This window comes from Hymenobacter cellulosivorans, assembly GCF_022919135.1.
GTDB classification, from domain to species: domain Bacteria; phylum Bacteroidota; class Bacteroidia; order Cytophagales; family Hymenobacteraceae; genus Hymenobacter; species Hymenobacter cellulosivorans.
Genome location: NZ_CP095049.1, coordinates 5,605,124 through 5,618,447, shown reverse-complemented (window position 1 = coordinate 5,618,447; position 13,324 = coordinate 5,605,124). Strand labels below are relative to the sequence as shown.

The 13,324-nt window shown below is 55.9% G+C and carries 9 protein-coding genes and 1 tRNA gene; 8 read left to right on the top strand and 2 right to left on the bottom strand.

The genetic code is table 11. The annotated features are described in order from the left end of the window. The first annotated feature begins 71 nt into the window (after positions 1-71). Together MUN80_RS23740 and MUN80_RS23735 are read left to right on the top strand one after the other, a co-directional pair. Positions 72-1,139, top strand: a complete 1,068-nt coding sequence (locus tag MUN80_RS23740; RefSeq protein ID WP_244717024.1) for a fatty acid desaturase family protein — start codon at positions 72-74, stop codon at positions 1,137-1,139. 199 nt (positions 1,140-1,338) lie between these two features. Then, complete coding sequence (locus MUN80_RS23735) at positions 1,339-2,406, top strand: fatty acid desaturase family protein (RefSeq protein WP_244717022.1); 1,068 nt, start codon at positions 1,339-1,341, stop codon at positions 2,404-2,406. A gap of 87 nt (positions 2,407-2,493) precedes the next feature. Here the strand turns inward: MUN80_RS23735 and MUN80_RS23730 are convergent, their stop codons facing one another. Next, positions 2,494-3,372, bottom strand: a complete 879-nt coding sequence (locus MUN80_RS23730; protein ID WP_244717020.1) for an alpha/beta fold hydrolase — start codon at positions 3,370-3,372, stop codon at positions 2,494-2,496. A 459-nt stretch (positions 3,373-3,831) separates the two neighbouring features. On the opposite strand from MUN80_RS23730, the gene MUN80_RS23725 reads away from it, so the two are divergent. The 3 genes from MUN80_RS23725 (at position 3,832) to MUN80_RS23715 (ending at position 7,285) form a co-directional block, all read left to right on the top strand. Beyond that, a complete protein-coding gene (locus MUN80_RS23725; RefSeq protein WP_244717018.1) occupies positions 3,832-5,379 on the top strand; it encodes a hypothetical protein in 1,548 nt (515 codons plus the stop codon). 167 nt (positions 5,380-5,546) lie between these two features. Next, the gene (locus tag MUN80_RS23720; RefSeq protein ID WP_244717016.1) at positions 5,547-6,284 is read left to right on the top strand and encodes a class I SAM-dependent methyltransferase; all 738 of its coding nucleotides are present in this window, start codon (positions 5,547-5,549) and stop codon (positions 6,282-6,284) included. A 29-nt stretch (positions 6,285-6,313) separates the two neighbouring features. Then, a complete protein-coding gene (locus tag MUN80_RS23715; RefSeq protein WP_244717014.1) occupies positions 6,314-7,285 on the top strand; it encodes a glycosyltransferase family 2 protein in 972 nt (323 codons plus the stop codon). A 15-nt stretch (positions 7,286-7,300) separates the two neighbouring features. Here MUN80_RS23715 and MUN80_RS23710 read toward each other — a convergent pair whose 3' ends face one another. After that, entirely contained in the window at positions 7,301-7,900 is a 600-nt protein-coding gene (locus MUN80_RS23710; RefSeq protein WP_244717012.1) for a hypothetical protein, read from the bottom strand. Between the two features lie 176 nt (positions 7,901-8,076). Here MUN80_RS23710 and rpsA point away from each other — a divergent pair, with 176 nt between their 5' ends. The 3 genes from rpsA to cphA all read left to right on the top strand — a co-directional run bounded on the left by rpsA (position 8,077) and on the right by cphA (position 13,303). Continuing rightward, complete coding sequence (gene rpsA / locus MUN80_RS23705) at positions 8,077-10,104, top strand: 30S ribosomal protein S1 (protein WP_244717010.1); 2,028 nt, start codon at positions 8,077-8,079, stop codon at positions 10,102-10,104. 216 nt (positions 10,105-10,320) lie between these two features. Next, positions 10,321-10,391, top strand: a tRNA-Cys gene (locus MUN80_RS23700). Between the two features lie 269 nt (positions 10,392-10,660). Next, positions 10,661-13,303 carry a cyanophycin synthetase gene (gene cphA / locus MUN80_RS23695; RefSeq protein WP_244717008.1) on the top strand — a complete coding sequence of 881 codons (2,643 nt, stop codon included), beginning with the start codon at positions 10,661-10,663 and terminating at the stop codon, positions 13,301-13,303. The last annotated feature ends 21 nt before the right edge of the window (positions 13,304-13,324 follow it).

The following is a 13,324-nucleotide window of genomic DNA, read 5'->3' as shown; positions in this document are numbered from 1 at the left end:
CTGACGCACCAATTGCGCGGCGGCTGCTGTTAAGAGCAATATCTTTGCAGCAGTTCACCCAGCCTTCATTCATGTCAGCAGTACCCAAATTTGCGGCTTCCCGCTCTTTCCACACCGAGTTAAAAAACCGCATCAACGCCTACTTCGAGGAGTCGGGCCAAGAGCCGACCGGCACTACCAGCCTGTTCGTCAAGGCCATCGTGCTGACGAGCATCTTCGTGGCGCTGTATATCCATGTAGTGTTTTTTACCCCCTCGGCGCTGCTGGCCGTGTTGGAATGTGCTTTAATGGGTGCCGTGGGCTCGGCCGTGGGCTTCAATGTGATGCACGACGGGTCGCACGGTTCGTTTAGCAAGTCGAAGTTCGTGAATCAGTTTGCGGCCTTTACCCTGAACGTGCTGGGTGGCAGCAGCTTTATGTGGAACATGAAGCACAACCTGATTCACCACATGTACACCAACGTGGACGGCTTCGACGACGACATCGACGCCCAGCCCTGGCTGCGCCTGAGCACCACCCAGCCCCGCCACCGCTTCCACAAGTTTCAGCACCTGTACTTCTGGTTTTTCTACGCCCTGCTCTTCATTGCCTGGATTTTCTTTATGGACTACCAGAAGTACTTCAAGGGCAAGATAGGGGAGGTGCCAATCAAGAAAATGACGGCCACCGACCAGGGCGTGTTCTGGGGTTTCAAGGCCCTGCACCTGTTCCTGTTCATGGGTATGCCTATCTACCTGCTCGGCTTCGGGGCCTGGCTCGTGGGCTTTATCGTTTTCGCTACCGTGGTAGGTTTTACCATGAGCATCGTGTTCCAATTAGCGCACACCGTGGAGCACGCAGCCTTCCCCATGCCCCACGAAACGACCAACAAGCTCGAAGACGAGTGGGCGATTCACCAGATCAAGACGACGGCCAACTTTGCCACGGACAACAAAGTCATCAGCTGGCTGGTGGGGGGGCTGAACTTCCAGGTTGAGCACCACCTGTTTCCCAAGATTTCCCACGTGCATTACCCGGCCATCAGCAAGATCATCCGGCAGATGTGTGAGGAGTTTGGCGTGACCTACAATGAATATCCCAAGATGCGCTATGCCGTGGCGTCCCACGTGTCGTTTCTGCGGCAGATGGGCCGGGCCTAAGCTGGTCAAAACAGAGTGGAAAAGCCGGGCTGCAAACTAAAAGCCCGGCTTTTTCGTTGGTATTTTGGTATTGTTGACTTCCGAGTCAGAATTAGAGTAGATATCCGCAAGGTGTGGACGTCAGAATAAGTGCCGGAGGCCTGCTGCCCTGGCGCTGACCCAGGCTTCCAGCCGGGTTGCACAACCCATTCCCTTGTCGATGGCCCTGCCCAAGTTTGCTCCTCCGCGTAATTTTTACGCCGAGTTACGAGCCCGTACAAACCAATATTTTGAGGAAGCCGGCAAAGCCAGTACCGGCGGCTTCAGCATCTTCAGTAAAGCCTTACTGCTGACGGCAGCCTTTGTGCTGCTCTACGTGCACCTTGTGTTCTTCACGCCCGCTACGGCATGGGCGCTGCTGGAATGCGTGCTACTGGGCGGCGTTATCTCAGCTATCGGCTTCAACGTGATGCACGACGGAGCCCACGGCTCGTTCAGCAGCAACAAGTGGCTCAACCATTTTGCCGCTTTCACCCTGAACATTCTGGGCGGTAGCAGCTACATGTGGAACGCTAAGCACAACGTGGTGCACCACATGTACACCAACATCGAAGGTGCCGACGACGATATTGACATCCGGCCCTGGATGCGGATGAGCGTCGGCCAGCCCCGGCACAAATTGCACCGGTTTCAACACCTATACTTCTGGTTCTTGTACTGCATGCTGTACATTTCCTGGATTTTCGTGATGGACTATCAGAAGTACTTCACCAAGAAAATCGGGGCTATGCCACTCAAGAAGATGGATACCGCCGACCACCTCATTTTCTGGGGTTTCAAGGTGCTGAATCTGTTCCTCTACATTGCTCTGCCCATCTACACGGTCGGCTTCCTAGGCTGGCTGGCAGGTTTTGCTGTCACGACCTGCTTCGCGGGTCTGGTGTTGAGCCTGGTGTTTCAATTGGCGCATACCGTGGAGCACACGGCTTTCCCCGTGCCGCACGAAACCACGGGCAAAATGGAAGACGAGTGGGCGATTCACCAAATCAAGACGACGGCCAACTTTGCCACGGACAACAAAGTCATTAGCTGGCTGGTGGGGGGGCTGAACTTCCAGGTTGAGCACCACCTGTTTCCCAAGATTTCCCACGTGCATTACCCGGCCATCAGCAAAATCATCAAGCAGATGTGCCAGGAGTTCAATATTGAGTACATCGAATACCCCAAGATGCGCTATGCCGTGGCGTCCCACGTGTCGTTTCTGCGGCAGATGGGCCGGGCCGCCTAGGCTTCCAGTAATCGTTGCCACGAAAAAAGGCCTGCTCATGGAGCAGGCCTTTTTTAATTATCTATGATTACAAAAAACGTCGCGTTTCTAGAAACGCTGAGTGCCCGTTGCTGAAGTCCCGGCCACCGACTGCACACCGGCAAAGGCCAGCAGGTCCTGGTTGAGCCGGTCCTTCTCAGTCACGAACAAGCCGTGCGGAGCGCCGTCGTACTCGATGTACTGGGCATGGGGCACGTACTGGGTCATGCGCTGCCCGCTTACTTTGTGGGGTACGGTTTCGTCGCTGGTGCCGTGGATGACTAGTGTGGGAACTTTGATAGCCTGCAAATCCTGGCGGAAATCGGTGGCGGCAAAGGCGTACACGTCCTGCTCGGTGGCCCGGGGCGAAGCAATCTGACACATCGCCTGCATCCAGTCGAGGGTAGCTTGGCTCACGGGGTGGCTCAGAGTACCCACGCCGAAGAATTGCTTACCGAAGGTGGATAAGAAGTCGAACCGATCTTTGCGCAAGCCCTCAATCATCTTGTCGAAGTTTTCCTTGGGCGCGCCGTCGGGGTTGTCGTCGGTTTGCAGCAAGTAAGGCGTCACGGCCGAAACGAAAGCCACGCGGCCCACCCGTGCGCCGCCGTGGCGGCTCATGTAGCGGGCAATTTCGCCGCCGCCCATCGAGAACCCCACCAGGGTTACATCTTGCAGATCCAGCTCTTCGAGCACCGCCTTCAAATCGTCGGCCAGTGTATCGTATTCGTTGCCTTCCCAGGTTTTGGAAGAGTTGCCGAAGCCGCGGCGGGTGTAGGCAATTACGCGGTTGCCGTGCTTAGGAAGCTCGGCCAGCTGGTATTCCCACATTTCGTGGGAAGCGGGCCAGCCGTGAATCAGAACTATTGGGTTACCCTGGCCTTGGTCAGTATAATGCAGTTTAACGTCGTGGCCATTGGCATCTTTGCCGGCGGTGATGTAGCTCATGGAATAGGGGAGTTGGTTGTAGGGGTTAATACTGACGGGTCCTGCGTCAAGTTGCTACCCTTGCGGCGGGTGTTGGCCATGAGCACCGAGATTGCCAGATCAACCGCACAGGCTGGACGGCCAACCCGGTGAAATGCGGGATAAAGTATAATCTAATTGCCAAAATTTTGCACATTGTTGCTTGTCCTGTGCCGAATGCCAAAAGGTGTGGGAGGCTAGTTCCTACTAGCTGCTTTTGCTGATGGTTTGCCCCGGGCTGCGAGAGCCCGTATTCTGGCAAATTCTAGCGGCTACTGCTCGGGCAGCAAGCCCCACTAAACCACTTTTTGATGCATATTGCACGTTCAAATTCATTGTTGCGCGTAGAATATGCCGTTTTATCAGTCACTTAGAACGTTCAAAGACTTTCCGGAAGACAAGCAGCGAAAGTGGGCGGTTGGAGGCTTCTTCCTCGTTTTATTGCTGGTCGGGCTGTTTATTTTTAAGGACTACGGGGTATCCTGGGACGAATCTATTGACCGGGTCAACGGCATGGTCAACGCCAAGTATATGCTCGGACAAGTAGCGCCTACCTGGGTGGCCGAGCAGCCGGTTTTTGCCAACGTACCTGAGTTTTACGGTCACCCTGAAATCGACCACGGCGTGCTGTTTCACCTACCGCTGGCCTTCGTGGAAGTCCTAGGAGGCGGCATTGATTCGCGCACCTATTACTTGCTGCGGCACTTCTGCATTTTTCTAACCTTCATGCTGGGCGCCTGGTCTTTGTATAATCTGGGGCGTATCCGATTTAACAGCTGGAAGTTAGGCTTGCTGGCCAGCGCCCTGCTCGTATTGTCTCCCCGCATTTTTGCCGATGCTTTCTATAATGGCAAAGACTTGGTGTTTATGGCCTTTTTTACCGTAGCCATCTACACGCTCGTGCGGCTGCTCCAGCGGCCCACGCTGGGCCGGGCCGTGCTACACGGGCTAGCCACTGCGGCGGCTACCGACATGCGCATTCTGGGTTGTCTGCTGTTCGCTCTATCGGTGGGTATGCTAGCGCTGGAAGCGTTATTTGGCCCCGCCGAAAAAAAGTACCGTCTGCTTCTGCTACGCGTGTTTCTGGTGTATTGCGTTGCTACCTGCATCTTCACCATCATCGGCTGGCCGTTTTTGTGGGAAGCTCCATTTGCCAACTTCGCCCAAGCCTTCGACAACATGCGGCAGTATGCCTGGGCTGGGTCGCTGCTGTATCTGGGCGAGGTGGTTCAGGGTACTAATCTGCCCTGGCATTATACCCCGGTCTGGATTGCCATCAGCACTCCGGTAACCTACACGTTGGCTTTCGTGGTCGGTGCCCTCACCTACGTGTACTCCCTACTGCGGGGCGGCATCATTCGGCCGCTACGCACTGTCGAGGGCCGGTTGGACCTGCTGTTCAGCGGCTGGTTTATTATTCCGATTCTGATGGTAGTCGTGCTGCACTCCGTCATCTACGACGGTTGGCGCCACCTTTACTTTGTATATCCAGCCATGCTGCTACTAGCTGTGCGGGGCATACATGCTGTGTGGCAGGTAAGCCGCCCGCATGTGGCTGCCCAGCGCCTGGCTTTGGTATTAGGTTTCCTGCTAATAGCTGAAGCAGGCTATACGCTGGGGCGTATGGTGAAGTCGCACCCGCACCAGCAGGTGTATTATTCCTTTCTGTCGGCTGATTCCGCCGAGAGGCTCTTTGAGCGGGACTATTGGGGATTGTCGTTCCGGCGTGGCCTGGAATGGCTGCTGGCCAATGACTCCTCTGACTCTATTGCTGTCGACTGCGGCCAGTTCCTGATTCTGCTCGAAAACAACTTGTCCATTCTCAAGCCCGAAGACCGGTCCCGCCTTAAGATCAGTACTGACCGCAAAGGCTACTATTTTGCCGGTTACCGCACCCACCCCGAAGCCTACCCCGACACGCTGGGCAACGAGGTATACACGGTGAAATCTAATGGCATTAAACTTCTGTCGGTATACCACCGCTGGTAAAGCCCGCCGCTGGTTCATACTCTGGCCCGCCCTCGAACTTGGGCAGCCGGAATAAAATCAGCATTTTTGTCTTTTCAATCCCCGCTGCTCAGGGTACTCCCGACCCGCAACATCCTGTTTCGACAACGCCGTGCGTGGGAAGGTCGGGCTTTTAATATTACCCAGTAATGAACCTTGAGTACGAAGTAAAATATCACCAGATTGAAGAAAATTACTGGTGGTTTCAAGCTCGGCGCGACATGGTTTTTCGCCTGATTCAGGAAATGCATCTACCCTCAACGGCCGAAATTTTGGAGATTGGCTGTTCCGGCGGGCCACTGTTGCAGCGCTTAAGCAATACGGGCTACACCAACCTCACCGGCATTGATGTAAGCGAGGCTGGTGTGGCCGTAGCCCGGGAGCGGGGGCTTACCAATGTCTCGTGCATGGATGGGGCCCACCTGGACTTTTCCAGCGACTCCTTCGACCTGATTATTGCTTCGGATGTTCTTGAGCATATCGCCGATGAGGCGCAAGCCCTGCGCGAATGGACTCGGGTGCTGCGTCCCGGTGGGCAGCTTTTAGTATTCGTGCCGGCTTTTCCCTTTATGTGGGGTAAGCACGATATTATCAATCAGCACTTCCGCCGCTACACGGCCGCACAACTCACCAGCCGCCTGCAACAAGTTGGCTTGCATATCAAGCGCCAGTCCTACTGGAATGTAGGCCTGTTTCTGCCTACTGCCGTGGTGCGGTTGCTCAGCCGGGTAATTCCTGGTACTGAAACGCCCGCCAAAGATGATTTCTTTGCGACGCCGCCGCTGCTGAATAAATTGCTGCGCAATCTTATTACCATCGAAAACCGCCTCTTGCGCCTAATCGATGCCCCGATCGGCGTGAGTGTTTTTGTCCTCGCCCGCAAGTAGCTGCTCTTCACTTATCCATTCCCAGCCCCGTGGATCTATCCATCATCATCCCGATTTACAACGAAGAAACGAACCTGGCTGCGCTCAACGCGCGCGTGAGTGCCGTGCTCGACGCGCTGCCGCTGCAAACGGAGCTGATATATGTAAACGACGGCTCGCGCGACCGGTCATTGGAAATGATTCGCGAAATCGTGGCCCGCGACCCGCGCATTCACTATATCAACTTCAGTCGCAACTTTGGGCACCAGATAGCCATTACGGCCGGCCTGGATTTGTCGACGGGAGCCGCCGTGGTGGTTATGGATGGCGATTTGCAGGACCCGCCGGAGCTGATTCCCGAACTGCTCCAGAAGCTCAAGGAGGGCTACGAAGTCGTGTACGCCAAGCGTCGCACGCGGCAGGGGGAAAGTGCTATTAAGCTGCTCACTGCCAAAGTATTCTACCGCCTGCTGGCCCGCATCACCTCCGTCAATATTCCACTTGATACCGGCGACTTCCGCATCATGAGCCGTAAGGTGGTGAATGCCCTGAAGCAGATGCCAGAGCAGAACAAGTTTATCCGCGGCCAGATTGCCTGGATTGGCTACCGCCAGACCTTCCTCGAATTCGACCGTTCCGAACGGGCTGGCGGCGTGCCCGGCTACACCTACAGCAAGCTCATTGGGCTGGCCATGGACGGTATTACCAGCTTCTCGGATCTGCCCTTGCGCATGGCTACCATCAGTGGCTTTGTAGTATCGGGCGTGGCCTTTCTGGTCATGCTCTACGCCATCTACGCCCGGTTTTTCGAACTCCAATCCGGCACGGGCTGGCCTTCCATTATGGTCAGCATCCTGTTTCTGGGTGGTGTGCAGCTTATGGCCGTCGGCGTTATTGGCGAGTACATTGCCCGCCTTGGGGCCAACTCCCGGCAGCGCCCCCTCTACATCATCGACGACACTGATTTGCCGGATGTGCTGCCCACCGAAAGCAAGTCCGTGACGCGGGCCTTCGGCCGTTAAACTGCGCAAATGGGTTCAGGCAACCCACAGACCGTGCCGCTGGGTAATTACCCAGCGGCCTTTTTGTTTGCGGACAAATAACAGCGTGCCTTCTGCGCAGTCCTCTCCGCAGGCCAGGGAATGCACAAAACAGGCTTGGGTAAAGTCGCGGTTGAAGATGACCCGGGACAGCGAAATCCCTATAGCTGGCTGCGGCACATGCCCCCGCCGATGGCCTGTTATAACATGAAAGCCCTGCCGTTTTATAAGAGCAACCACGGCGCCCGGGAGAGCAACTGTTTCAGTCAGCGAGTCATTATGGACCATTAGCAGGTTTCTCTGCGTGGCAGAAACTGCCTTGTGAGTTCCAGCTTTGTGGTGGCGGGGCCATTGACTTTTCTTACCAAACAGAGAGTCAGCAACGTACAGCGGCATCCCAATTGTGTCAGCTGCCTGGGTACCGGGTAGTGGCGGAAGAGCCATTCTATGAGCAGCAATGATTTCGTTAAACAGATCAACGAGCACCTGCGTCTCCTGCTGGCGGTAATATGCGGGGTCGGGCAGACTTATGTCAGAAGGCTTTTGGCAAGCGCTACTCAGCAGTACCAATGCCCCAATCAGCAGCCAGTTCTTCATCTGCTCAAAGTAATGCTTTTCAGCTGGTTTGGGCTCTAGTAAACTTGCCGCAAACTCCGTATCTTTGCCGCCCCGCCAGGGTGGCAGGGTCTGGGGCTGTGCCTCAGGAAGTTACTCATAACGCGGACCCGGATTTGATCCTAGGCCGGCCGTGTATAGTAGGATCAACCAGTATTATGGCAGTAGAAGTAGTTGACAACTTCGATTGGGACAACGTCGGAGCTTCGCAGTTCGGTGGTAACTATACCGCAGAGCAGCGCGCCGAGATGGAGCAGATGTACGGCGACACGCTGACGACTGTGCAGGAAGAAGAAGTGGTGAAAGGTACCGTAGTTGGTATCACCGACCGCGACGTAATCCTGAACATCGGCTTCAAGTCGGACGGCCTGGTGCCCCTGTCGGAATTCCGCGACCTGACCGACCTCAAAATCGGTGACCAGGTTGAGGTATTCATCGAAGACCAGGAAGACTCCAACGGTCAGCTGATCCTGAGCCGCAAGAAGGCCAAGATCAAGCAGGCTTGGAAGTCTATCTACGACGCTCTGGAGAATGACACCATTCTCGAAGGCGTGGTAAAGCGTCGGACCAAAGGTGGTCTGATCATGGATCTGGACGGCGTAGAAGCCTTCCTGCCCGGCTCGCAGATTGACGTGAAGCCTATCCGTGACTTCGACATTTATGTCGGCCGTCGTATGGAAGTGAAAGTTGTGAAAATCAACGCCGCTTTCGACAACGTAGTAGTATCGCACAAAGTCCTGATCGAGAAAGACCTCGAGAAGCAGCGCGAAGCTATCCTCAACAACCTGGAGAAAGGCCAGATCCTCGAAGGCGTTATCAAGAACATGACCAACTTTGGTGTGTTCATCGACCTTGGTGGTGTCGACGGTCTGCTGCACATCACGGACATCTCGTGGGGCCGCATCGCGCACCCTTCGGAAGTTCTGCAGCTCGACCAGAAGCTCAACGTGGTTGTTCTGGACTTCGACGAAGCCAAGAAGCGTATCTCGCTCGGCCTGAAGCAGCTGACTCCCCACCCATGGGATTCGCTCGTAGCCGAAATGGGCGTAGGCTCGAAGGTGAAAGGCCGTATCGTGAACGTTGCTGATTACGGCGCGTTCATGGAAATCATCCCCGGCGTTGAAGGTCTGATCCACGTTTCGGAAATGAGCTGGAGCCAGCACCTGCGCAACCCGCAGGACTTCATCAAGCAGGGCGACGTAGTTGAGGCTCAGATTCTGACCCTCGACCGCGAAGACCGCAAGATGAGCCTGGGTATCAAGCAACTGACCGAAGACCCATGGACCCGCGCTGACTTCGGCACGAAGTACGCCGTAGGTTCCAAGCACAACGGTCTGGTGCGCAATCTGACCAACTTCGGCCTGTTCGTAGAGCTGGAAGAAGGTGTAGACGGCCTGGTGCACGTTTCCGACCTGTCGTGGACCAAGAAGATCAAGCACCCCTCCGAAATGGTGAAGGTGGGCGACCGTCTGGACGTGCAGGTACTGGAGCTCGACGTAGCCAACCGTCGTCTGGCCCTGGGCCACAAGCAGCTGGAAGAAAACCCCTGGGATACGTTCCAGACGGTATTCACCCCTGGCTCGGTTCACAAGGCTACCATCACCGAGAAAAACGACCGTGGTGCCGTGCTCGAGCTGCCTTACGGCATCGAGGGCTTCGCCTATCCTAAGTCGCTGCAGAAAGAAGACGGCTCGCAGGCTGAGAACGGCGAACAGCTGGACTTCCGCGTAGTTGAATTCTCGAAGGATGACCGTCGTATCGTACTGTCGCACACGGCTGCTTACAACCAGCAGGCTGAAGAGGATAGCCGCGCTTCGAAATTCACCAAGAAGAAGCCTGCCGGCGGTGCTGGTGCTGCTGCTCAGGGTGAAGGCAAGCTGAGTGACCTCAAGAAGCCCGCCGCTGGCGAGAAGTCGACCCTGGGTGACCTGGACGCTCTGTCGGCACTGCGCGACAAGATGATGGGCACCGAGCGTCAGGCTGGTGAGCAGAAGCTGCAGGCTACGGCTGAGGCTAAGGCTCCCGCCACCGAGGCTCCTGCCGAAGGTGGTATCCTGGCTGCCGTAACCGGTGCTGCTTCGGCCGCTCTGGACAAGGTAACCGAGGTTGCTGGCGACGTAGTTGACACCGTGAAACACGCACTGGGCAACGACGACGCTGACAAGAAAGACGAAGAGAAAGCCTAAGCTTGCTTTTAGTCGAAAATAGAAGAGGCCCCGGCGCAAGTCGGGGCCTTTTTTATGAATTACCGGTACCTGCTTCTTGTGGCGCTTGCAAGCGTTACCTGCTTGGGTATTTCTTTTGCCAGAAAGCCAACGTATTAAGCATATCAAGAACGAAAAACGCCCGGTTGATTTGGAAAAGGAAGAATATGCCGTAGCTTTGCAACCCAATCCACACACGGTGACGTGACCGAGTGGCTAGGTAGAGGTCTGCAAAACCTCCTACAGCGGTTCGAATCCGCTCGTCACCTCTCTTTATTAGTTCCTGTTTTCAGTAGCTCTGTGCCCCGGTCGATTAGCCCCGACCGGGGTTTTTTGCTTATTAGGCAGTTGATATAGTAAACTATACATATTTTTTCGGCGATTTATACGGAGGTCATCTAGTTGATTGGCTGAAACTGAAAGAGTTTGCGGGGAAAGCATAAAATCAGGCAAACTAGGGTTTCCTAAATCATTATCCCTACATTTCATTCCCGCGTACAAACGGGCTCCTAACTATCCTTTCCCTCCCTTTCAACCTATGAAAATCATTGACCTGCGCACGATGCGCGGCCCAAGCTACTGGTCCGTCAAGCATTACAAGCTGATTGTAATGAAAGTCGACCTGGGCGAGCAGGCCGATGTGTGGTCGACCCACTTTCCGGCCCTAGCCGAGCAATTACCAACATTACTACCCGAGCTGGACCAGGTCCCGGCCAGCGAAACCGAAAAATCAGTTCATAAGCACCCACCTCTGACCACAGAGCAGCTTCTGGACGGCGAACCGCTGGGCCACGTTATCCAGCACGTGGCGCTGGCTTTGCAGCGTATGGCGGGCATGCCCGTGTACTGGGGCAAGTCGTACCCGGCTCACCAGGCCGGCGTGGAATTCGTCGTGTTTGCCTACCAGGAAGAGCGGGCCGGGCGCGTGGCAGCCGAAGCCGCCGTGCAGCTCGTGGAAGACCTGTGCCTGGGCAAAACCGTCGACGTGAAGCCCATTGTCGACGAGTTGCACGAAATCCGGGAAGACGAGTTTGTGGGGCCCAGCACCTGGAGTATTGTGTCGGAAGCCGCCTCGCGCAACATTCCCTACATCCAGCTCAAGAATAGCAGCATCATCCAATTGGGCTACGGAGTGAACCAGAAGCGCATCTGGGCCACGACGACCAGCTACACCTCTCATGCGGGCGTGGAGGTGGCCGGCAATAAAAACCGCACTAAGGCCATGCTCAAGGATGCTGGCGTGCCGGTGCCTACCGGCACAACGGTGTATTCGGAAGCAGGCCTGCGTGATGCTGTGGAAGACCTGGGCTACCCCATCGTGACGAAGCCGCTGGATGGCAACCACGGCAAGGGCGCCACGATTCGTATCACCAACTGGGAAGATGCCGTGGAAGGCCTGAAAGCCGCCCAGGTGTATTCCCGCGCCGTTATTGTGGAGCAGTTCATTGAGGGCGACGACCACCGCCTGCTCGTGGTCAACGGCAAGCTCATTGCCGCCGCCAAGCGCACCCCAGCCGCTGTTACGGGTAACGGGACCAACACCATTCAGGAACTGATTGATGAGGTGAACAAGGATCCGCGCCGCGGTATTGGCCACGAAAAGGTACTTACCAGTATTAAGGCTGACCAGCACACTCTGGACATTCTTAAGTCCCAGGACCTAACTCTGGACTCGGTATTGCCCGAAGGCCAGCAGCTGTATCTGAAAAGTACGGCCAACATCAGCACCGGTGGCACTGCTACCGACGTTACGGACCTGGTGCACCCCTACAACGTGTTATTGGCTCAGCGCGTGGCGGGCATCGTGGGCCTCGACATTTGCGGCATCGACGTGCTGACTTCCGACATTGCCATTCCTTTGAATGAAACCCGGGGTGCGGTGATTGAGGTAAACGCAGCTCCCGGCTTCCGGATGCACATTTCTCCGGCCGACGGCCTGCCCCGTAACGTGGCGGAGCCAGTAGTTGACATGCTGTTTCCGCCCGGCGTAAACGCCCGGATTCCGATTTTCGCCGTGACCGGCACCAACGGCAAAACTACGACGACACATATTTTGTCGCACATTGTAGCATCCAAGGGCTACAAAGTTGGCCACACGACTACTAGCGGCATTTATATTCAGGGGGTACAGCTGCAGAGCGGTGACTGTACCGGTGGGCAAAGCGCCGAGTTTGTGCTCAAGGACCCGACGGTGAACTTTGCGGTGCTCGAAACGGCCCGCGGCGGTATGCTACGCTCCGGGCTGGGCTTCCATACTTGCGACGTGGCCATTGTGACCAACGTAGCGGCCGACCACCTGGGCATGCGCGACATTTACACCGTCGAGGAAATGGCGCAGGTAAAAGGCGTGCTGCCCCGTACCGTGCGCAAAAACGGCTGGGCCGTGCTCAATGCCGACAACGACTACACCTACGCCATGCGCGAGAAGCTGGAGTGCCGGGTCGCCTTGTTTAGCATGCACGAACACAGCCCCCGAATTCGGGAGCATGTCGAGAATGGGGGCCTGGCTGCCGTGTACGAGGAAGGCTATATCACCATCTACAAGAATAGCTACAAGCTGCGCATCGACCGGGCCGCGGAGTTTCCAATTACGTTTGGGGCCCGGGCTACGTTCAACATCGAAAACTGCCTGGCGGCAGCTTTGGCTTGCTACTGCTACGGCTTCGACAAGGATGACATTAAGCTGGCTCTGCGCACTTTCGTGCCCTCGGCGGCCAAGACGCCGGGCCGTATGAACGTGTACAAGTTTCCGACCTTCGAGGTCATCGTCGACTATGCCCACAACACCCACGGCATTGAGAAATTCGCCGAGTTCCTGAATGCTACCGAGGCTACTCACAAAGTCGGGGTGGTATCGGGCCTGGGCGACCGGCGCGACGAGGATACGCTCAGCTTCTCGCGCGTGGCGGGCCGCATCTTCGACGAGATTATTCTGCGGCAAGACCGGGATTTGCGTGGCAAGACCAAGGAGGAGCTCAAGGAAATCATGACCCGCGGCCTGCGCCTCGACAAAGCCGATTTACCCATCACCTATATCGAGGACGAAATGGACGCCATTGACCACGTGATGCAAACGGCCAAGCCGGGCTCGGTTATCGTGTTGCTCACCGAGAATATTAAAGCGACGCTGCAGAAGCTGGACGAATACGAATCCAAGATTCCGGCGGAGCTAGCTTCATAAAAAGTAGTAAGCCCAATAAAA

What these genes read in the sequence shown, in the direction of transcription:
- MUN80_RS23710 (WP_244717012.1), bottom strand. Translation starts at nt 7,900, where the DNA reads ATGAAGAACTGGCTGCTGATTGGGGCATTGGTACTGCTGAGTAGCGCT.
- MUN80_RS23730 (WP_244717020.1), bottom strand. Translation starts at nt 3,372, where the DNA reads ATGAGCTACATCACCGCCGGCAAAGATGCCAATGGCCACGACGTTAAA.
- MUN80_RS23740 (WP_244717024.1), top strand. Translation starts at nt 72, where the DNA reads ATGTCAGCAGTACCCAAATTTGCGGCTTCCCGCTCTTTCCACACCGAG.
- MUN80_RS23720 (WP_244717016.1), top strand. Translation starts at nt 5,547, where the DNA reads ATGAACCTTGAGTACGAAGTAAAATATCACCAGATTGAAGAAAATTAC.
- cphA (WP_244717008.1), top strand. Translation starts at nt 10,661, where the DNA reads ATGAAAATCATTGACCTGCGCACGATGCGCGGCCCAAGCTACTGGTCC.
- MUN80_RS23735 (WP_244717022.1), top strand. Translation starts at nt 1,339, where the DNA reads ATGGCCCTGCCCAAGTTTGCTCCTCCGCGTAATTTTTACGCCGAGTTA.
- rpsA (WP_244717010.1), top strand. Translation starts at nt 8,077, where the DNA reads ATGGCAGTAGAAGTAGTTGACAACTTCGATTGGGACAACGTCGGAGCT.